Raw genomic sequence first — 20,946 nt, forward strand, 5'->3', positions numbered from 1 at the left:
GCGCGGAGGAGGATGACACCCGTGATTTCCAGAAAGAAGACGCTTGCCCTGCGCCCGGCCCTGTGGGCCCTGATGGCAGGCATGACCTTGCCCACCGTGGTTCATGCGGCCAGCACCCCGGCCGGCAATGCTGCGCAGCAAGACAGCGCACCGGTCGCCACACCCGACAGTCCGTCCCCCGCCAAGCCCACCGATCAGGAGATCGTGGTCACGGGCTCACGCGTGATCTCCAACGGCAACAACAGCCCCACGCCCACCACCATCATCAGCGCCAACGATCTGCTGAAGGCCCAGCCCGGCACGGTGGCGCAGGCCCTGCAAAATCTTCCCGTATTCCAGGGCTCATTGGGTCAGGGCACGGGCACGGGCGGCAGCACCGGCGGCCCCAACGGTGCTGCCAATGCCGTCAATCTGCGCAATCTGGGCCTGTTTCGTACCCTGGTGCTTTTTGATGGCAACCGGGTTCAACCCTCGGCCAACACGGGTCTCGTCACCATCGACATGATCCCGCAAATGCTCTTGCAGCGGGTCGATGTCGTCACCGGGGGCGTTTCAGCCGTTTATGGTTCGGATGCGATTTCCGGCGTGGTCAATTTCGTCACCGACAAGAAGTTCAACGGGGTGAAGCTGAAGGCGCAATATGGCATCTCGCAACTGGGGGATGATCCCACACTGGATACCGGCATCGCCGTGGGCAAGAAGCTGTTCGATGGACGCGGCCATTTCGAAGCCAGTTTCGAATATTTCAATGATCCCGGCATCTTCGACCAGAGCCAGCGCACCAATGGCAATCAATGGACCATTCAGGGCGCGGGGACCGTGGCCAATCCCTACCGACTCTACTCGAATACTCGCGTGGCCAGCACCAGCTTTGGTGGGCTGATCACGAGCGGGCCGCTGGCCGGGCAGAATTTCACCCAGAATGGCGTGCTATCCCCCTTTCAGGCGGGCGGCGCCACGGCCACCAGCGGCTTCCAGACCGGCGGCGATGGCGGCTATTACAACAACACCTCGCTCAAGGGCTCGCTGCGGTCCAAGCGCGTCTACAGCCGCTTTGACTATGACGTGACCGACACCACCAAATTCTGGCTGGAAGGCTTCGGCGCCTTCAATCGCAACAGCTATGCCAACCAGTCGCTGGGCTTCAGCAATATGGCGATCAGCGCGCAGAACGCCTTCCTACCCGAGCAATATCAATATGGCACCGCCGCCACCACCTTCAACATGAGCCAGATCCCGCTCAACATCGGGCCGCATGTCAGCAATTTCGACACGACCAGTTACTGGATCAATGGCGGATTGAGCGGCAATCTGGGCCGTGGCTTCAAATGGCAGGTGGGTGCCAGCCATGGCTTTTCGCAGCAAAAGCAGACCGTGCTGCGCAACATCAACTATGCCAAGCTCTCCGCCGCGCTCGATGCCGTGAAGGATCCCTCCACCGGCAACATCGTCTGCCGGGTGACGCTGACCAATCCCGGCCTCTATCCCGGCTGCACTCCGCTCAATCTGTTCGGGCCGACCGCAGCGTCCTCGCAGGCGTTGTCTTACGTCACAGATACGACCACAAGCTGGGCCAACACCACGCTGGATGAACTGACGGGTTCGATCACCGGCGCGCCCTTCAGCACCTGGGCCGGGCCGGTCAACATGGCCCTTTCGGGCGAATACCGGAAGACAGGCTTCAACGCCAACAGCCAGGTGCCGCCCACCGATTATGCCGATTGCACCGGCCTGCGCTTCAACTGCACTGTGGGCGGCACGCGCCTGCATCAGGTGACCTTCGCCATCGTGCCCCAGGTCCATCAAATCGTGGGCGAAGTGGCGCTGGAAGGTGACGTGCCGCTGGCGCGCGATGTTCATTTCCTGAAAGCGCTCGATCTCAACCTTGCCGCACGCTACGCCAATTACAACACCTTCGGCGGCGCATGGACCTGGAAGGTCGGCGTGGACTGGCATGTCTCGGACGATATCCGGCTGCGCGCCACGCGCTCGCGTGACTTCCGCGCGCCCAACCTCAACGACCTTTATGCCGGCAACACCATCAGCCGCAGCAATGTCGTCGACCAGCTGACCGGCGCGACACTGATCAACCAGCAATATTCAACAGCTGGCAACCCCAACCTCAAGCCCGAGGTGGGCAACACGCTGACGCTGGGCCTGGTCTATACGCCGCATTGGCTGCCGCATTTCAGCTTCTCCGCCGATGCCTATGACATCAAGATCACCAATGCCATCACCGCCATCAACGGCACCTCGGCCAGCGTGCAGCAACAGTGCAACGCCAGCGGCGGCACCTCCAGCCTCTGCGCGCTGATCGTGCGCCCGGCGGCGGTCAATGGGGTGGCGCAGAATGCCACCTTCTTCTACAACATCCCGGTCAATGCCTCCTCCCTGAAAACCAAGGGCATCGATTTCGAGGCCAATTACGCCACCACCATCGCCAACCGCCCGATTTCGCTGCGGGCCATGGCCACCTGGCAACCGACCTTGCGGCAGGTGACCCCGGGCCTGTCCGACATGGAAGTGTCAGGCGCTGCCTATTCCTCGATCGGCATCGGCGCCACGCCCGCATGGCGGGTAACCGGTTTCCTGAACTTCAGCCCCACCGATACGTTCACCGCCACCATCATCCAGCGCTGGCGCTCCTCGCTCAAGTGGAATGCCGATCCCACGCTGGTTTATGCCATTCCCAAGATCCCAGCCTTTGGCTGGACCAACCTCAATCTTTCGTGGAAGCCGAAGACGTCCGAGACAGAATTCTACGTCAACGTCACCAATCTGTTCAACCAGACCGCGCCGATCTTTACCAGTTCCCAGGCCAATCCGGGCGTCTTCGGCGCCTATGTGGCCACGGACGACTATATCGGCCGCTACTTCACCGTGGGCGCGAGGATGAAGTTCTGATGCGCGCGCGCCTTCTCCTCGCCGCCGCGCTGTTGCTGGGCGGAGCATCCCACGCCGTCGCCGCCCCCCTGCGGGCGGGGGCAGCGCGGGCCGATATCACACCTGCGGTCAGCGAACTGCCCGCCCCCTTCAAGACCATCGGCTCGCCCATCTATATCCGCGCGCTGGTGCTGGACAATGGCGCTCAACGCAGCGTGATCGTGGTGGGGGATCTGCCCACCATCGGCAATGGCATCTATGCCAGGCTGGTGGAACAGGTGGCGCAGGCGGGCGGCACCACGCCCGACCATGTCATCCTGGCCGTTACCCATATGCACAATGCGGTGCGCATCGATCCCAATCCGGTGGGGATCATGCTGCCGGGGTCAGCGGTCATCACCGAGAAAACCATCGCCACCATGCTGGCCACGGTGAAGCAGGCAGCGGCTAATCTGCGACCAGCCCGGGCGGGCTATGCCATGGGCCAGACCAATCTGCTGGCCGATCGCGGTCCCCGCCCCCAACGGCAGGGCCAGCCCGAGGAGAACGGCCCCATCGACCGCCATATCGGCGTGCTGAAGGTGGAAGGCATGGATGGCCAGCCCATCGCCATGCTGGTCAATGCCCCCATCGAACCAGTGCTTGCCCTCTCCGATCTCACGCAGGTCAATGCCGATTTGGCAGGCGCTGCCGAACGCTATGTGGAGCAGCGCTATGGTGACAAGGCGGTGGTGCTGTACACGGTGGGCTCGGCTGAAAGCCTGCCCTATTCGGCAAGGCCGCGCAAAGGCCTGCCTCAGGCCGATCTGTCCGCATTGATCCAGGCGACCGGCACGCTGCTGGGCGAGGAGATCATCGAAACCGCCGCGCTGGCCAGGACCGAGCCGGTGATCGAGATGGGGGCCGCCGCCAAGATCCTGATGTGCCCCGGCAAGGAAACCACGCCGCTCAACCTGCCCGACAAATGCTCGGATGCGCCGGGCGCCAGCCTGCCCCGCTGCATCTTTACCGACAAGCCCACCGCCCCGGTGCCGCTGCGGATCGGCGTTGTGAAGCTGGGCGGGCTCGATCTGGTGCAGGCCGATGCCAACATCACCAAGCCGGTGTGGCAGGCCTTCCGCAAGGCAAGCGGGGCGGACAGCGACACGGCGCTGATCTCGCTGCTTTATGGCCCGATGCATTATGTGGTGGAGGACGCGGCCTATCCTTCCAACAGCTATCGCGTCACCGCCTCCATGGCGCAGCGCGGCTGCGCGGCGCAGGGCTTTATCGATAGCGCGCAGGCGCTGATCCGGCAGGCAGGCAAGAAAGGATGATCCGATGAACGATGTCGAAGTGGGCAAGTTCCACAAGGAGGCGGCACGGAAGGGCTATGCCCTCAACGCCATGTGCTACTCGCTCAACGATGCGGAAAACCGTGCCGCCTATGCCGCCGATCCGGGCGCCTATTGCGACCGTTATCAGCTTTCCGCCGAAGAACGCGAGGCCGCGCTCAGCCGGGACAAGACCCGGCTGCTGAACGCCGGTGGCAACATGTATTTCTTCGCCAAGCTCGACCGGGCCTTCCGCGCCCCCAAGGAGGGTTGATCCCATGAGCACTGTTCTTGCCGGCATGGGCACATCGCATGTGCCGATCATCGGGCGCACGCTGAACGCCGGGCGCCAGGAAGAGGTCGCCTTCAAACCCTTCTTCGACACGTTTCACGAGATCAGGGACTGGGCCGAGGAGGCCAGGCCCACCGTCGCCATCGTGATCTACAACGATCACGGGCTCAACTTCTTCCTCGACAACATGCCCACCTTCGCCGTCGGTCTGGCCGATGAATACCGCCCCGCCGATGAAGGCTTCGGGCCGCCCAAACCGCGCGTCTTCACCGGCGCGCCGGATCTCGGCTGGCATATCGTGAACAGGCTGATCGAGGACGAATTCGATATCTCCGCCTGCCGCGCCATGAAGCTGGATCATGCCTGCACCACCGCGCTGGACCTGATCTGGGGCGCGAACAGCGTGCCGCCGGTGACGATCATCCCGGTGGTGATCAACGCCGTGCAGCCCCCCTTCCCCAAGCCTTCGCGCTGCCTTGCCTTTGGGCAGGCGATCGGGCGGGCGGTGCGCTCGCATGTCGGCGATGCGCGGGTGCTGGTGATCGGCAGCGGCGGCCTTTCCCATGAGCTGGGTGAATTCGGCAAGATCAACGAGGACTTCGACAGGCATTGCATGGAGAAGATCGTCGCTGAACCTGAGGTGCTTGCCACCCATACCAACGATCAGATCGTGGATCTGGCGGGCGCGCAGGGGGTGGAGCTGATGACCTGGCTGGTGATGCGCGGCGCACTGGAAAGCGCTTCGCCCAAGGTCGCCGCCAGCCTCTATCACGCGCCGATCTCGCATACCGGCGGCGCCGTGATGTTGCTGGAGGATCAGCCCGCCTGAAGGCGCATGACACGGCAGGCGGGGCGCAAGATCCCGCCTGCGGGAGACACATCCTATGACCCAAGGCACCCATGGGCTTAACCAGACCATCACGCCGCCACCCGGCTCCGCCGGGCCAGCCCGGTCCGCGCACACCAGCGCACTCAACTGGTCCATCCTGATCCTGCTCAGCTTTGGCGTGCTGATCGCTTACGCAGACCGGGCCAGCCTGTCCGCCGCCATTGCCAATCATGACTTCAACCGCCATTTCGCCATGAGCGCGGCGGGGCGCGGCTGGCTGGGATCGGCCTTGTTCTGGTCCTATGCGCTGGCCCAGATCCCCATGGGCTGGATCGTCGATCGCTATGGCGTGAAGATGCCCTATGCCATCGCCTTCGCCCTGTGGTGCGCGGCAACTGCAATGGCGGGGGCGATGACAGCTTTCTGGGCGCTGTTCCTCACCCGCCTGATCGTGGGCGCGATGGAGGCGGTGGTGATGCCCGCCTCCTATCGCTGGATGCGCTACAATCTCTCGGAACGGCATATCGGCAGCGCCATCGGCATTTTCACCATGGGCAACAAGATCGGCACCGCCATCGGCGCGCCGGTGGCCGCATGGCTGATCGTCGCTTATGACTGGCGGCTGATGTTTCTGGTGACAGGCGCGCTGGGCCTGATCTGGCTGGTGCCGTGGCTGCTGATGGTCAGGAACGATCTGCCCCGGCGCGAAGACATGCCAGAGGCGCGCAAACGTGCCTCCTCGGTGCCGTTCCGGTGTATCATCGCCTCGCCGGTGGTGTGGGGCGGGATCATCGTCAACTTCTGCTACAGCTATTTCACCTTCTACTGCGTGACCTGGATGCCTTCCTATCTGGTGGAGCAGCGCGGACTCTCACTCAACCAGTCCGGGGTCTACACCTTCTTCAGCTTTGCCGGCATTGCCGTCGTAACGCTGGCCGCCGGCTGGGCGGCAGACCGCATCATCGAACGCGGCGGCGATCCTGTCACCACGCGCAAGGCTTTTGTGGTGGCAGGCTTCATGGGCGGCTGCACGGTGGTGCTGGGGGCCTACACCAACAGCCTAGACTGGGCACTGTTCTGGAACATCTTCTCCCTGTCCTGCCTGGGCCTTGCCAGTTCGAACAATCTGGCCCTGACCAAGGTGACGCTGATCCCGCCGCCGGCCATCGGTCTGGTCGTGGGGGTCCAGCATGTGGCGGCGGGCCTGTCGGGCGGTGTCGCCGCCAGCCTCTCCGGCTGGTTGCTGCATGTGACGGGCAGCTATGACGCGCCGATGAAGGTGATCGTGCTGTTTCTGGGACTGGGCGCGGCGGCGGCTGCCATTTTGCTGCGCCCCGAATGGTCCCCCCGTGTGGTGGCCGAGGAGACTGACTGATGCGTTTGAGTTTGGCTCTTGCCCTTGCCACCCTGCCCATGACAGCCAACGCCGCTCCCTTACGCGTCGGGGCCGCGAAAGTGGATATCATCCCTGCGCAGACCGACCGGCAGGCCGTCTTCCCCAAGGTGAGCGATCCCCTGTTCCTACGCGCTGTGTTGATCGAGGGAGACAACAGCCGCGCCCTGATCGTGGTGGCCGATGTGCCGATGATCTCGCCCGATGCCTCGGCGGAGATCACCGCCGCTGTGGCCAAGGCCGCTCATATCGCGCCCGATCATGTGCTGCTGGCCTCCACCCACACGCATAATTCGCTACGCGTGGACCGCAGGGTGGGCGGCATTCTGCTGCCCGGCTCGCCCGTCTATGTCGATCAGGTGAAAGCCGCCGCGCTTCAGGCCGTCACACAGGCCGAAGGCAGGCTGCAACCGGCCCGCATGGGCGTGGGGCAAGGCAAGGCCTGGCTGGTGGGCGGCAAGAACGGCTGGTCTACCGCGCTGGGCCGCTGGATCGAGCAGATCGACCGCTCCGATGATGTCAAGGTCAGCAAGGCGCTCGGCGTGGTGAGCTTCGAAACGCCGCAAGGCAAACCCATCGCCCTGCTGATGAACTATGCCATCAATCCGGTGATCGCCATGGCCCTGCCAGGCCAGATCAGCGGCGATGTGCCCGGTGCCGCCGAGCGCTATGTGGAACAGCGTGGCGGCGGCGACACGGTGGCGATCTTCACCATCGGTTCGGCGGGCAATCCGCTTTATCGCCCCGGTGATCAGGCAGGCAGCGGCTGGCAAGGCGCCGACCCGCGTGCCCTGATCGACGCCATGGGCACAGTGCTGGGCGAGGAAGCCATTGCCGTGGCGCGGACCATGGACCGGCACACCGACCATGTGCCGATCTCCACCCTGCTGGACGATCTCGCCTGCCCCGGCAAGGCGACCACGCCGCTCAACCTGCCCGACCGCTGCTCCGATGCGCCCGGCGCCACCCTGCCGCGCTGCGACTTTCACGACACCGATGCCCCGCCGGCCCATCTGCGCATGGGTGTGATGAAGCTGGGTGACCTGGCGCTGGTCTCCTCGGATTCCGATATCAGCGGACAGGTGGGCCTGCGGCTGCAAAACGCCTCGCCGCTGGCCAACACCTTCCTCGTGGCAACCAGCTATGGCCCGATGCATTATGTGGTGGCTGACAGCGATTACCCGCTGGGCACCTATGAAGCCACCGCCACCACGGCAAAGCGCGGCTGCGCGGCGACAGGCTATGTGGCCAGGGCTCTGGCCATGATCGAAGGGGAAGCGCCGGGCCAGTAAGCCCGGCGCCGTTCCTCATCGGGCGGAGGGCACCACGGTCGACTGCCAGCTCTTGACCAGCCAGCGTCCGCCCGTTTTCACATAAACACCGGTGGTACGCGCCACGATGGTCTTGTCCGCCACCGCATCGGCGCCGACATGCAGCTTCACCAACGCATGGGTGATTGCGGTATTGCCCAAAATCTCGGTCGAACGCTCGCTCGCCTCGATGGCGCGATAACGTGAGGCACCGGTCTGCACATCATGCAGATATTGCCCGCCCGTCTGGATCACCCCATTGGCGTGGATATAGATCGCGCCGGGCGCAATGGCCTTGGTCAGCGCGGGCAGATCCTGATCGACCTGCGCCTTGAAGCGGGCATCCTCCAGCGCGATCAGCGCGGCATCAGGCGCGACCTGCGCAAGAACCGGCTTGGGCATGGCGCACAGAGCCACGACTGGAAGCAGACGAAACATGGGCAATCTCCTTGGTGCAGGTTCAGAAATTCAGCCGGAAACCGGCGGTGACATAGCGCCCGACGTAATCGTCGCTGCTGATATAGGCGCCAAAGACGCCCGGATTGGCCTGCGAATTGGTGGCAATAGGCGGGCTGGCGTTCAGCAGGTTCTGGATGTTGAGGAAGAACTCCGCCCGCCCCATGGCGCTTTGCGGGGTCCAGGACAGGTTGAGATTGGTCCAGCCGAAGGCCGGAATATCGGGTATGGCATAGACCAGCGTGGTATCGGCGTTCCATTTGAGGCCGGAGCGCCAGCGCTGGATCAGTGTCATTCGAAAGTGATCCGTTGGGCCCCAGGTCAGTACGCCCGTCGCCCGCCATTCAGGCGTGCTGCCCATGCCCGCGATGGGCGAATAGGCATAGCCGGCCATATCCAGATCACTGGCCAGGCCCGGCGTCGTCTGACGCAGCACGGGTTGCCATGTCGCCATCACCCGCAAGGACAGCGGGCGGCCCAGCAGGCGCGCGGCATAATTGCCCTCGACATCCAGCCCCCGCGTGTGCAGCCATGAGGCATTGAGCGGGATGTTGTAGAACAGCGTGGCATTGTTCGCCGTGCTGGTATCGCCATAGCCATTGGGGCGCTGGATCAGCGTGCACAGGCTCGCCGTGCCGCCGCTGGCATTGCACAGGCTCTGGATCGTGGCGGAGGAGCCATTAAGCGTGGTGATCGCATTGGCGATGCGGATGTCATAGGCATCGACCGAGAGGCTGGCATGGGGCAGCCAATGCGGCGTGTAGACCAATCCGCCGGTCAGCGTGTCGCCCTCCTCCGGCTTCAGCCCCGGATTGCCCGCCGAGGACGACGGCGCATTGACCAGCGTCGCCCCCGTCAACGTATCGACCACATTGGTGCGGCTGATCATCTGCGCGGCATAGAGGTCATTGAGATTGGGCGCCCGGAAATCGCGCGAGCGGGTGGCGCGCAGCCGCCATGCGTCGCTGATCTTCCAGTCCAGCCCCACCTTCCAGGTCCAGGCGCTGCCGAAACTGTCGTAATGGGCGAGGCGCGCCGCCAGATTGAGGTTCAGCGCCCGCAGCAAGGGCCTGTCTTTCACCAGCGGCAGATCCGCCTCGCCCGCCAGTTCCCACACGCGCTGCCGCACCGGGGGCACGGAGGCGAAGGTGACCTGATGCAGCCTGGTGGCGCCCGCCACGCAGTTGAAGCGCAGCCCGGTACAATCGGCATAATCGGTGGGCGAAATGGGGCTGCTGGCATCGAAACGCGCCCGCCGCCATTCGCCCGACACCGCCAGTTGCACCGGCCCCGCCGGAAGGGCAAAGGGCTGGCCCGTCAGTGAAGCGCCTTCCTCATCAAGCACATTGGTCGCCACCGAGCGGGTGGTGTCCGTCACATAGGCCAGAGCTTGCGCCGAGGCCGCCGTGGGCCCGAACAGGTTCAATGGCACACAGCCGGGATAGAGCCCCGGATTGGTCAGCGAGACATTGCAGACCACCTGCCCCGTTGCCGGATCTTTCACCGCATCCAGCGCGGCGGAGAGCTTCGCGTAATTGATGTTGCGCAGCGTGGTCCAGATCTGCTGCGAGAAACCATGCACGGCGCTGACCTGCCAGCGCCAGCCGCCGATCCTGCCCTCAAGGCCCGCATTGAGCCAATAGGCCCGATTGTCGAACAGGCTCACATGGGGGCCGATGTTCTGCGGGATCTGGCTCATGGTGAAGGTGGTCGCTGGGACGCCATATTGATACTGCGCGGGCAGAAAGGCGTTCTGAGCGCTGATCGCCACATTGGTGAAGCTCAGGCTCTGATTGGCGTAGCTGTTGGTGTTGAGCGTGCCGAAACCCTCGACAAAAGCGTGGCTGCTGTCCCCCACATCAAGATCGAAGCGCGCGAAGGCCCGTTTGGCCCGCAAGGCGGCCTTGAGCGAGGTGTTGCCGTAATAGCCCCCATCGCCGCCCTGCTCGAAGCCGGTGGTGGCGGTGGAGGTGCCGTGCTGGAAGGCCGAAAGCACGCTGTTCTGGGTGAAGTTCAAGCCGGCCAGTGGCCCGCTGCGGATCAGCCCTCCGGCGCTGGTGGTGGCCGCGCGCACTCCGGAATAAAGCCGATAGGGGTTGGCCGCAGTGCCCGCCCCCTCGATCGTCCAGCCATTGCCGAGCGCGCGGCTGCTGGTGTCGAAAATTCCCGGGTCGTCGAAATATTCGAAGCTGGCTTCAAAATGCCCGCGCCCGTCCAGCAGGCGCGTGCCGACCGCCACGCCGGTATCGATGGTACGGTCATCGCCCAGTTGCGAGATGCCGACCTGCGCCTTCAACCTCACCCCATTGAAGCCATGATCGGTGACGAAATTGACCACGCCGGAAACCGCATCCGAACCATAGACCGCCGAAACGCCCCCGGTGACGACATCGACCCGCTTCATCAGCATCTGCGGCAGAATATCGAGCGTCACGAGGCCTGTATTGGCAGTGGGCTGGATGCGGTTGCCGTCAAACAGCACCAGCGTGCGAAACAGGCCCATATTGCGCAGGTTGACGGCATTGGCCGCGCCATTCGGGCCTCCGGTGCTGCCACCCGTGCCCGTACCCTGTCCCAGAGAGCCCTGAAAGACCGGCAAATTCTGAAGGGCCACCACCAGGGAACCGGGCTGGATCTCCATCAGCTCCCGGCTGCTCACGACGGTGAGCGGCGTGGGACTGTCCCTGCCGCTGGCGATCACGCGCGATCCGGTGACCACGATGTCCTGCGCGGGCGGCGGGGATCGCAAGGGTGGTCTGGTCAACCTCTCCCGTTCTTGCAGCGCCATCACCGCGCTCGCCGACGGCTCCGAACGGAGTGCCGGGCGCGGCCGCGCAGTCACCTTAGGCGCAGAAGGGGCATGCAGAACGATCGTGTGACCATCCTGGGAAAACACCTCCAGTCCAGCCGCCGCCGCCAGTCGCCGCAGTACCTCGCCATCGGGCAATGTGCCCGTGATGCGCGGTGCCGTCCGCCCCCGCACCGCGTCAAAAGGGAACAGCACCTGTTTGCCTGCCTGCCGCGCGAAGCTCTGCAACGCACTTGCGGCATCCTGGGCGGGTATATCGAAGCTGTGGCGCGCGTCGGCAGGGCCAGCCTGCGCGGGGGCCACGTTCAGCAGCACGGCGGCCAGCAGCAGCGGCTGCAAGGCCAACGCCCGTGCCAGATGCCTGCGCTTCACGAAATGTCCTCTTCCCTTTCACGCTCTGGCGGCGCTCATGGTTCTTTTCTTTGACGTGCGTCGGAGAGCCGACCTCCATTCCGGCCTGAAAAATATTTGCCTCAACGCGTCACGATCAATGTGCCGATGCCTCACCCTGCATGCGGTCAGCTGTCACTGACACATCACCGGAGGCTTCTGCCGAAACACGCACCGGGAAGGTGCTGACCACCGCCTTGAGAAAACCGTCCATATCCGACGTGTCGAAATAACCGCCGACATGCATGCTACCCGCCAGCGGATCAGCGACATGGATCTGCCGCCGGTTATAACGATTAAACTCCAGCGCCGCTTCGGCCAGCGTCTGGCCATTGAGCGCGATGCCGCCCTGCCGCCAGGCCAGATCGCGGCGGATCTCCTCATCCGACAGGCTGGTCATGCGGAACACCGTGGCCGAGACCGTCGCCATCGAGCCGGAGGAGAGATTGTGAATGGCGCTGCGGGCCTCCTCCGCAAAATCCTGCACACTGACCTGTCCCCGCGTGACCGTGACGCGGGCACTCTGATCGAGCAGGCGGACCCCCACTTCCGCTCCATCGGAGCGCAAATGGACCTGCCCTACGATCACCTCGAAAGGCCGGGCATCACGCGCGATGCGAAACACCGCTTCACCCCGCTCCAGATCCACCCTGCGACTGCCTGCCGCGTAATGGACGGTGATGCTGCTGTTTGTGTTCAGCTCGATCCGTGTTCCGTCGGCCAGCATCACCACCCGCCGCTCACCAATGCCGGTGGCATAAGCCGGCGCCGGCGCCACGCCGAGAAAAAAGGCCATGACCGAGATGATCGACACGATCAGCAGCAGGCTGGCGGCCAGCCCGGCCCACTGGGGCAGCAGGCGCCGGCGATGGACGATGACCGGCTCGATAACCGGTTCCCGTTCCAGTGCCGGTTCGATCGCGGCCACGGCCTCCTGTGGGCTCAGGGCCGGGTCGCGCAAGGCGCTCAGCCGGTCAAGGCGGCTCCATGCCGTCTCGGCGCGGGCATAGGCGATCTCATTGGCCAGGCTCGCGCCGCGCCAGGCCTCGAACGCCGCGAGATCCTCAGCGCCAGGGGAAGCGGAAAGGCGGACGAGCCACCGCGCCGCCTCCTCGCTGGCCCTTTGCCTCTCGCTCGTCTGACCGCTCGGTTCCACCATGTCCTCGATCCGTTTCGGGGCCCGGCTCCCAGGCGAGCCGCTCCGCACACAGGCGCAGCCCCTTCATCACGTGCTTTTCCACTGTTGAGACGCTCAAGCCAAGCTCAACCGCTATCTGCGCATAGGAAAGCCCGTAAATTTTGCACAGCGTCATCACCTTGCGGCACTGCGGGGGCAGATCCTCGATCAGCCGCATCAGCGTTTTCAGCTCGTCGCGCGCTTCCACCACGCGATGGGTGCCGGGGCTGTCATCGGCCAGGGCCAGCAGTTCCAGATCCGCCATCATGTGGATCGGCATGATCTTGCGCCGCCGCGCTTCCTGCACCACCAGATTTTTCAGGATGCGCGTCGCGAAAGCCGCCACATTGTCGATCTCATCCCAACGGGGATAGGCCATCAGCCGGGCGAAGGTTTCATGCACCAGATCCTCGGCATCCAACTGTTGGCCCGCGCACAGGCGGAGCGCGAAGGACAGAAGCCTGGGTTCAAGCGGCAGAACCCGCTCGCGGAACCATTGTCTGCGCTCGGCATCCATGGTCATGCAGTCCTTCCCCTCCACAGCCCGGGCCGGTTACATGAAACGGCCCGGCTTGCTCAACCATTGGTCGGCGTAATCATAGGTGTTCCTGATCGTGTCGCCGAACTGGCCGGGCTTTGTCTCACAGGGCTTGCAAGGCGTGTAGCCATGCGTGGCGCCCTCGATAAAGACCAGCGTGTTGTCCGGGCTGTGGGCATGATCATGGACCAGCTCCGCAGCCCAGCCTTCCCGCCCGCCGGTCATGCCGATGATCAGGAGAGGCGCGGAAAACCCTTCGACATTGCCCGGCGGGCTGACATAGCTGGAGGTCCATTGCACGCCGTGGATGCTGTTGCGATCATAACCGAAATCAGCATCGGCACGGATCGCATAGGTCTGAAGGAAACCCTTTACCGTCGTCTTGATCGCGCCACGAAACAGAAAAGGCGACGGGCTGGGATTGCTTTCGGGCACGCGCACCGAATGGATGATCTGCGTTGTGATCGAACCATCGGGATGGACCAGCGGCCAGGCCCTCCTGGTGTCCGCCATCAGGCTGACGTCCGAAGTCATAAGCTTATTGGCGCCGATGTAGCCGCCGGGATAGACAAAGATTTCGTCATCCTTGAACATGCCCTTGCCTGCCTCAATGGCGGCGAGACGGTCCTGCGCCATCTTGACGATGGCATTGTTCTTGGCGGCCTGTGCCGCAAAAAACCTCTTTTTGAACACTTCGCTGTAAGTCGAGCCCCTGGGATTGAAGCCATTGGCCGGATTGAACATATCCAGCGAAGGATCGAGCCTGATCCCGCTGCTGCCATCGATCACTGCCGGATCAACGCTGAGCAGGGTGATTTCCCCCAGCCCCATGTTGGTATCGCCCAGAATGACACCATCGGCAGGCGGCAGCCCCGCCAGCGTATCGGGGCACTGGTGAATTTTGTTGCCGCTCCGGCAGCCCTGCACGCCGCTTTCGGCGATCATCTGATAGGCCGTCATCAGCGTGCCCCCGCCGCTGTGCCCCCACAGCACGACCTTCTTCACCCCGCCCAACTCGCGCAGGAACTGCACGCCCAGCTTGGCCTCCAGCAGCACATCATCGAAGCGGCCATCGTCGAAAGTGCCTGATTTGCCATTGCTGTTGTTCTGGCAGAGGACGCGATAGCCTCGTTTTGACAGCTCGGTGCAGGCCGTATGCGTCAGGAAATCATTGCCCGTATGCATAACGAAAACAGCGATCTGCGCCTTGGGCCCGATCTGTTCGGGCTCATACAGCACCGCCGGAACGCCATTGCTGACGCGGATGAAGGTGGTCTTCACGCCGGGAACCACAACAGGCCCGGGCGGCGCCTGATGGAAACCGGCACGCGGGTCTTCGCCTTGCCCCGCCCCCTGTTGGTTGACCTTGGGCTGCGCCCCGGCCGGAGCCGCCAGAGCCAGAGCCAGAGCGAAGCCCGCAGAGCCTGCCAGCAAACCCATCCCGATTCCGCGTTTCACACTCTTGCCTTTCCATGACTTGCCTCAGCCCCTGCGCCAGACCGGCATGCACTGGAAAGGCCGTAGCGTCCCGGTGCATGCCTGATCCAATGCGATAGGGGATCAGAACTTCAGGCGGATCCCTGCCGTAAAGTAGCGCCCGACCGGATCATCGGTCATCGCCCAGCCGCCAAAGCCGCCCGGGCCCGTCGAGGTGCCGGGCGCATTGGCCACCGGCGGGATGGCATTGAACACGTTCTGGACGTTGACGAAGAACTCGCCCTTGCCCGCGCTCATCGCCTCGAAGCTCCACGAAGCATTCAGGCCAAGCTGGCCATAAGGGGCCACATGGTTCTGCCCGGCGGCCCAGACCACGGCAGGGTTGGTGTCGCCCCACAGCTTCATCGCATTGCGCCAGCGATAGATCGCATCCAGACGGAAGGCCTGCGTCACGTTGAAGCTGGCCGTGCCGGTGATGCGCCAGCTTGGGCTGGCCGTCAGGCCGTTGGTGCCAAAGGCAACGCCGCCCTGATCAACATCATAGACGCCCGGCTGGATATAGCGGATATGCGGCTGCCATGCCGCCAGACCGCGCAGATTGAGCGCGTGGTTGCCCAGATGGCCGCTGTAATTGGCCTCGAAGTCCACGCCGTAGGTCTTGATCTGCGACAGGTTGATCGGCTTCACATACCATGCCGTCACGGCATTGTTGGCGTCGCGCTGGATCAGGCTGCAATAGAGCGAGAGACCGCCCGTGTAGCAGCCGGTCTGGATGCTGGGCTGGAAGCCCTGAACCGTGGTGATCGCGTTGCTGATCTTGATGTTGTAATAGTCGACCGCCAGGCTGAAGCCCCGGACGAAGTCCGGCCTGTAGACCACCCCCGCCGTCCAGGTCTTGCCGATTTCCGCCGTCAGATTGGGGTTGGATACATTGACCGAATTGACCAGCGTGCCGGTCGTGTTGCCGGGATAGAGATCCTGATTGCCCACCGGCACAACGCTGGTACTGGCGAACAGGTCGTTGAGCGTGGGCGCGCGGATGTCGCGGCTGATCGTGCCACGGAAGCGCAGCTCGTGGCTGACCTTCCAGTCGCCGCCGATCTTCCACGTCCAATAGGCGCCCACGGTGTTGTATTTGGTGTAGCGTGCGGCCAGGTTGACACTCAGATCGCGGAAGAAGCGCGCATCCCTGACCAGCGGCACGTTGGCCTCACCCGCCACTTCCCACACCGATTGCGAAACATGCGGGTTCGCGGGCAGCGTGATGTTGTTGTAGGTGGTGCTGCCGGTGGTGCAGTTGTAGCGCAGATTGGTGCAATCGGCGAACATGGTGGGCGTCGAGGTGCTGGTGGCCGCGAAGGACTGCATCCGCCATTCGCCCGAAATCGCCGTGGTGACATCGCCCGCCCATGTGGCAAACGGGCTGCCCGAGATCGACGCGTTCACGTCATGCTGGCCAGTGCTGGCCACATAGCGCGTGGTGTCCATGATGTAGGACAGCGAGGCGGCGCTGGCCGCCGAGGGGCCGAAGATGTTGAGCGGGGAGCAATTGGCGTAAGCCGCCGCGGTCGATGCCTGCGTCGCGGCATAGCAGGTCGCCACGCCGTTGACGTTGACCGCATCGAGCGCCGCGGCCAGCTTCTGGTTGTTGAGGTCATTGGAGATGACGGTGGTCAGGCGGGAATCGCCGCGCACATAGGACAGGGCCCAGTCATACTTTCCGCCAATCTTGCCTTCGAGGCCGGCGGTGAACATCAACTGGCGCGTGTCAACATCGTAGCGCGGACGCCCGGCCTGGGCCAGGATCTCGCTGTAGGTGAAGCTGGTCCCGGCCATCTGAGCCGCATAGGCGGGCGAGAGGAAGGCATTGCTGGTCGAAAGGCGCGTGCTGGTGGCAAGCTGGTAGGAACTGCCATAGGAAACGTTGTGCTTGAAGTTGCCGCTGCCCACGAAGAAGGCGTGTACATCGTCGCTCAAGTCATAATCGAAGCGGGCATAGAGCTGGTGCTGGCGCGTTGCGGCCTTGAGCGAATTGTCATAATAGCCGCCCGCGCCGCCGCTCTGCACACCAGCGCTGTTCGAGGCTGTGCCATTCACATACGGGCTCAGCACGCCATTGCTGGCAAAATACTGACCGTTGAGCGCGCAAGACGTACCGCAGCTCTGGATGCGCCCGCCAAAGGGGCTGGTCGAAATCGTGCCATTGGTGGTCAGCGTGTAGGGAGAGGCCGCCGTACCGGCACCCGTGACGACCGGACGGTTGAGCCAGTCGCGCGAGGAGCGGCGGTCGATGCCAGCATCATTGCGGAATTCGTAGCTGGCCTCGAAATGGCCGCGCCCATCGGCGAATTTCTTGCCAAAGGCGATGGCCGCTTCCTGGCTGGCGCCGTCGCCATACTTCGAGATGCCGGCCTGGGCCTGCAACTTGAGCCCCTCAAACTTGGTGTCGGTGATGAAGTTCACCACGCCCGAGACCGCATCCGAGCCATAGACCGCCGAGACACCGCCCGTGACCGTATCGACCCGCTTGACCAGCAACTGCGGGATCACATCGGCATCAACGATGTTGGTGAAAGAGGTGGGCGGAACGCGCTTGCCATCGAGCAGAACCAGAGTGCGCTGCGCACCAAGGTTGCGCAGGTTGAGTTGCGCGGCATTGCCATTGCCGCCCGAAACGCCGCCCGATGCGCCCGGATTGCTGAAGGCCCCGCGCGATCCCGAGAAGACCGGAAGGGTGTTGATCGATTCCGTAATGCTGGTCGGGCGCAGGTTCGTCAGCGCCTCGGTGGTGACGACGGTAACCGGGGTGGGGCTTGCATCGCCATTTTTCACCGTGCGCGAACCGGTCACAATGATATCTTTGTCAGGAACGCTGTTCACATTTGCGGCAGCAACGGGCTGATCGGCCTGTGCCGCAGCCGTTGCACCGGCCTGAGCCAGGCCCGAAACGGCGAGCATGCTTCCACCTGCCAAAAAGGCAGCGACCAATCTTTTCATCAATTCCTCCCCTATGCCGATTTCGGCATCGCCCCCAGGGCTGTTTCAGCATCCGTGGCACATGATCTGTGCTCGCCCGGAAGCGCTTTCAGATGCCCAACACGACTTTTATTCTCAGCCTCGCAATTACAGCCAAACGGCTGGAACCGCTCATTCATTTTCCGTTCAGCGGCATAATTTCGATAGAGGTCGGGTCCGGCACAGATCACCTAACCGTTGGACAAAAAGCACATCTTCCATGTGCTGGATGAATTGCCCCACGGTCGGCCCCTGACATCGAGCGCATGTCACCTCCCGCAACAAGCGCCCGGTGCCCAGGCTCCAACCTTACTTTGGATGGGCGCGTTGCTGGGCGAACGCCTTTTCCGCCTCCGGGATCGTCTGGTCCGCCTTGATCGCCCGGATCACCGTCACCAATCGATCCGCCGCATAGCCGAGCAACGCCTTGCCACGTCCTGCCGAGGCACCGCTGGCATCCCCCAGATAAGACGTCGGAGCCTCGATAAAGCGCGTGGGTGCGGCCAGAACACCGGCAGGCAAAGGCAAATGGATCGAGCCTTCAGGCACGACAGGGTCGTCATGGGCCCGCTCGGGATGAACCAGATCCGGGCGGATCGCCATCATCAGGGCCACGCGCTCCTCTCCCCCATGCCCATCGGCGTCCGGCTTTGAAGGCTGCATGGCGGCAGGCAGTTTCGCATTCTCCGGCGTGGGCGGCGACATGCGCGGTGGCGCGGGATAGGTCGCATAGACGCTGTAGGGGTGCGGTTCATGCAAGGTGGACTGAATGAACCACTGGATCAGCCCCATGTTGCTTGAATGCCCGTTGGAAAGCACGATACGCGTGCAGCCATTGCGGCCCATCTCGCTGACCGTTTCGGCCAGCATGTCATATTGCAGTTTCGGGCTATAGTTGATCGTGCCCAGATGGTTGGCCACATCCGTCGTTTGCGCCACATAATAGGCAGGAAAAATAACGAAGAACTCCTTCTTCGCCGCCTCGCCCGCAACGGCTCTCGCCATGAAGAGATTGGTGCCCATCGGGCCGGAGGGTCCGAATTTCTCCACGCTGCCCATGGGCAGGACGCAGACGCCTTGCGCCTCCTTGATCGCCCGCGCGAAATCGGCGCCGGTCATCTCCTCCCAATAAGGATTGCTGCCAGCCATGGCGGGACTTGCCGCGCAGAGGGCCAAAGCGGCGATCAGGATGGTCTTCATGGCTTTGTTCCCTGGTTGCGGATCATGGCGGTCAAACCCTTGACGATGGCCTCTTGCCCGCGGCACCTTGCCACCCGGCATCCTGCCCTGCGTATCCACACGCGGGGAATGCGCAACCACAGGCACCGGCAAGCGGGACCTGATCACCACGCATCCTGTGTGGCAAAGAAGCGCTTCCAGAAGGCGATCCGCTGCGGTGTGGCGATGGGTATCCGTGCCCAGCGGTCGCCCAGGCTCATCACCTCCGATGTCTTGGCGTCATATTTGCGCCAGATGGGTAAGCCCGGCCCATTGGGATCGCCCTTGGCGATGATGTTGGCCCAATAGGATGACATGCGCTCGGCAATCGCGCGGTCCTGCTCTGTCCACGGCCGGTTCGCAGCATAAAGCGTGCCCAGCGTATAATTGATCTCCGCACCATGATAGGCGCCGCGAAGGGCGGCATCGGGTCCGGGCGGCGCATGGGTCCAGAAATAGGTGTAGACGCCCTTTTGGGTGCCCTTTGTCCATTCACTGGCCCACAGCCAGGTGGAGATGCGGTTGCTGTCACGCGCGGCATCGTTGCTGGCACGGGCGGCCTCATCGTCGGTGGATGCGGGATAGAGCTTCAGGAACTCTGCTGCCATCGGGCCGAATTTGCTGCGCGCATAGGCGTGAAAATCGGCGAGGCGGACGTTGACCTGCGGGCTGCCCGCCCGCGGCGGACCCTTGGCTGCGCGTAGAGTGGCAAAGGCTGTTTCGGGCACAGCGCCGGTTTCATCCGCATTGTTGCCAGCCACGATGAGAACATTGTTCTGCGAGCGTGCGGCCATCGTGCCGCTGTAATTGCGCGGCAGAACATAGCCATCGATCACCGGGCGGAACAGCGGCGGTTTGGCCGTGGTGCCGGTTTGGACATCGCGATCGATCGTGGCGCTGCCCTCGATCAGCTTTTCCCATGGCATGGCACGCAATTCGGCCGCGTTATGCGCGCCATGCGCGAGAGCATAGGCCTCGCCAGTGGCCTCTGCCTTGGGCAGGGTACGGTGCGACACCGAAAGGAAGCGCAGATCGGGATCACGCGGTGTCCGGGCATGGCTTTCCTGAATGCCTCGCTGGAACAGCCCCTTGGCCAGCGGCGACATCGCCATAAAGCCGACCGATCCGGCGCCTGCCGATTGCCCCGCGATGGTCACCCGCCCCGGATCGCCGCCGAAAGCAGCAATATTTTTCTGCACCCAGGTCAGTGCGGCAACATCGTCCATCAGACCGTAATTGCCCGAGCCATGGCCCGATTCCCGGCTGAGTTCCGGCGTCGCCAGAAAGCCAAGCGCTCCACTGCGGTAATTGAACGTCACGACCACGACGCCCTTCCTTGCCAGCCCCTCGCCATCGAAGTTGGGGTCGGCTCCCGATCCGTTAAGAAAGCCGCCCCCATAAATCCAGACCAGCACGGGCCGCTTCTCGCCTGGCCTTGCAGCGCCAGTCCAAACATTGAGCGACAGACAATCCTCGCTCATGGCTGGCGGAGGCGGACCGAAAGGCTCGCGCGGCTGTGGGCAGATCGCACCGAATTGCTCGGCCTTGCGCACGCCTTGCCAGGGTGCAGCCGGCCTGGGCGCGCGAAAACGCAGATCGCCCACCGGCGCTGCCGCATAGGGAATGCCTTTGAACACCGTGATCGCCGGATCGCGAAGGCTCGATACGCCCTGCACAAGGCCACTTTGCGTTGCCACAATATGATCGGGTGCCTGGTCCGCCGCGCCCAACAACAGCGCGCAGCCCAACAACACAATACGTTTCATCCGCCCCCTCCAATGCTTTGCGCCCTTCATACCACCGATATGCGCCTTGCGGGCGATCGCACCAAAGGGCTTGGCGATCGGATTTCCGTTCGACCGCATGGCACGCAACCATGCCCAAAA

14 protein-coding genes are annotated in these 20,946 nt (G+C 63.5%); 6 read left to right on the plus strand and 8 right to left on the minus strand.

The features are described 5' to 3' along the window. Positions 1 to 21 precede the first annotated feature (21 nt). From SR3_RS22235 to SR3_RS22260, 6 genes are read left to right on the plus strand one after another with little or no spacing between them, the layout of a single operon-like run. On the plus strand, positions 22 to 2,904 hold the full coding sequence (locus SR3_RS22235; RefSeq protein ID WP_169805690.1) for a TonB-dependent receptor domain-containing protein: 2,883 nt from the start codon (positions 22 to 24) through the stop codon (positions 2,902 to 2,904). Beyond that, a complete protein-coding gene (locus tag SR3_RS22240) occupies positions 2,904 to 4,199 on the plus strand; it encodes a hypothetical protein (protein ID WP_068090832.1) in 1,296 nt (431 codons plus the stop codon). Before SR3_RS22235 ends, SR3_RS22240 begins: the two co-directional genes overlap by 1 nt. Before the next feature lie 4 nt (positions 4,200 to 4,203). Beyond that, entirely contained in the window at positions 4,204 to 4,470 is a 267-nt protein-coding gene (locus SR3_RS22245) for a hypothetical protein (protein WP_068090833.1), read from the plus strand. Between the two features lie 4 nt (positions 4,471 to 4,474). Continuing rightward, on the plus strand, positions 4,475 to 5,317 hold the full coding sequence (locus tag SR3_RS22250) for a class III extradiol dioxygenase family protein (protein ID WP_068090835.1): 843 nt from the start codon (positions 4,475 to 4,477) through the stop codon (positions 5,315 to 5,317). A gap of 55 nt (positions 5,318 to 5,372) precedes the next feature. Then, complete coding sequence (locus SR3_RS22255) at positions 5,373 to 6,692, plus strand: MFS transporter (RefSeq protein WP_084455831.1); 1,320 nt, start codon at positions 5,373 to 5,375, stop codon at positions 6,690 to 6,692. Beyond that, the gene (locus SR3_RS22260) at positions 6,692 to 8,002 is read left to right on the plus strand and encodes a hypothetical protein (RefSeq protein ID WP_068090838.1); all 1,311 of its coding nucleotides are present in this window, start codon (positions 6,692 to 6,694) and stop codon (positions 8,000 to 8,002) included. The genes SR3_RS22255 and SR3_RS22260 overlap by 1 nt, the downstream gene beginning before the upstream one ends. Before the next feature lie 15 nt (positions 8,003 to 8,017). Here the strand turns inward: SR3_RS22260 and SR3_RS22265 are convergent, their stop codons facing one another. From SR3_RS22265 to SR3_RS22300, 8 genes are all read right to left on the minus strand, one after another. Continuing rightward, positions 8,018 to 8,458, minus strand: a complete 441-nt coding sequence (locus SR3_RS22265) for a nuclear transport factor 2 family protein (RefSeq protein WP_068090840.1) — start codon at positions 8,456 to 8,458, stop codon at positions 8,018 to 8,020. Positions 8,459 to 8,480: 22 nt separating this feature from the next. Then, complete coding sequence (locus tag SR3_RS22270) at positions 8,481 to 11,657, minus strand: TonB-dependent receptor (protein WP_157099031.1); 3,177 nt, start codon at positions 11,655 to 11,657, stop codon at positions 8,481 to 8,483. Between the two features lie 115 nt (positions 11,658 to 11,772). Then, entirely contained in the window at positions 11,773 to 12,834 is a 1,062-nt protein-coding gene (locus SR3_RS22275) for a FecR family protein (RefSeq protein ID WP_068090844.1), read from the minus strand. Next, on the minus strand, positions 12,740 to 13,375 hold the full coding sequence (locus SR3_RS22280) for an RNA polymerase sigma factor (protein WP_068090846.1): 636 nt from the start codon (positions 13,373 to 13,375) through the stop codon (positions 12,740 to 12,742). Before SR3_RS22280 ends, SR3_RS22275 begins: the two co-directional genes overlap by 95 nt. Before the next feature lie 30 nt (positions 13,376 to 13,405). Continuing rightward, positions 13,406 to 14,830: a hypothetical protein gene (locus SR3_RS22285; protein ID WP_068090848.1), complete on the minus strand. Its 1,425-nt coding sequence runs from the start codon at positions 14,828 to 14,830 to the stop codon at positions 13,406 to 13,408. Between the two features lie 120 nt (positions 14,831 to 14,950). Continuing rightward, on the minus strand, positions 14,951 to 17,677 hold the full coding sequence (locus SR3_RS22290; RefSeq protein WP_169805691.1) for a TonB-dependent receptor domain-containing protein: 2,727 nt from the start codon (positions 17,675 to 17,677) through the stop codon (positions 14,951 to 14,953). Between the two features lie 474 nt (positions 17,678 to 18,151). After that, complete coding sequence (locus SR3_RS22295; protein ID WP_068090853.1) at positions 18,152 to 19,042, minus strand: creatininase family protein; 891 nt, start codon at positions 19,040 to 19,042, stop codon at positions 18,152 to 18,154. Positions 19,043 to 19,185: 143 nt separating this feature from the next. Beyond that, positions 19,186 to 20,826 (minus strand): carboxylesterase/lipase family protein, encoded by a 1,641-nt coding sequence (locus SR3_RS22300; protein WP_245654055.1) that lies wholly within the window; start codon positions 20,824 to 20,826, stop codon positions 19,186 to 19,188. Positions 20,827 to 20,946 lie beyond the last annotated feature (120 nt).

It is taken from the genome of Novosphingobium rosa NBRC 15208, assembly GCF_001598555.1.
Classification (GTDB): Bacteria; Pseudomonadota; Alphaproteobacteria; order Sphingomonadales; family Sphingomonadaceae; genus Novosphingobium; species Novosphingobium rosa.

What these genes read in the sequence shown, in the direction of transcription:
- SR3_RS22240 (WP_068090832.1), top strand. Translation starts at nt 2,904, where the DNA reads ATGCGCGCGCGCCTTCTCCTCGCCGCCGCGCTGTTGCTGGGCGGAGCA.
- SR3_RS22245 (WP_068090833.1), top strand. Translation starts at nt 4,204, where the DNA reads ATGAACGATGTCGAAGTGGGCAAGTTCCACAAGGAGGCGGCACGGAAG.
- SR3_RS22250 (WP_068090835.1), top strand. Translation starts at nt 4,475, where the DNA reads ATGAGCACTGTTCTTGCCGGCATGGGCACATCGCATGTGCCGATCATC.
- SR3_RS22255 (WP_084455831.1), top strand. Translation starts at nt 5,373, where the DNA reads ATGACCCAAGGCACCCATGGGCTTAACCAGACCATCACGCCGCCACCC.
- SR3_RS22260 (WP_068090838.1), top strand. Translation starts at nt 6,692, where the DNA reads ATGCGTTTGAGTTTGGCTCTTGCCCTTGCCACCCTGCCCATGACAGCC.
- SR3_RS22265 (WP_068090840.1), bottom strand. Translation starts at nt 8,458, where the DNA reads ATGTTTCGTCTGCTTCCAGTCGTGGCTCTGTGCGCCATGCCCAAGCCG.
- SR3_RS22275 (WP_068090844.1), bottom strand. Translation starts at nt 12,834, where the DNA reads ATGGTGGAACCGAGCGGTCAGACGAGCGAGAGGCAAAGGGCCAGCGAG.
- SR3_RS22280 (WP_068090846.1), bottom strand. Translation starts at nt 13,375, where the DNA reads ATGACCATGGATGCCGAGCGCAGACAATGGTTCCGCGAGCGGGTTCTG.
- SR3_RS22285 (WP_068090848.1), bottom strand. Translation starts at nt 14,830, where the DNA reads ATGGGTTTGCTGGCAGGCTCTGCGGGCTTCGCTCTGGCTCTGGCTCTG.
- SR3_RS22295 (WP_068090853.1), bottom strand. Translation starts at nt 19,042, where the DNA reads ATGAAGACCATCCTGATCGCCGCTTTGGCCCTCTGCGCGGCAAGTCCC.
- SR3_RS22300 (WP_245654055.1), bottom strand. Translation starts at nt 20,826, where the DNA reads ATGAAACGTATTGTGTTGTTGGGCTGCGCGCTGTTGTTGGGCGCGGCG.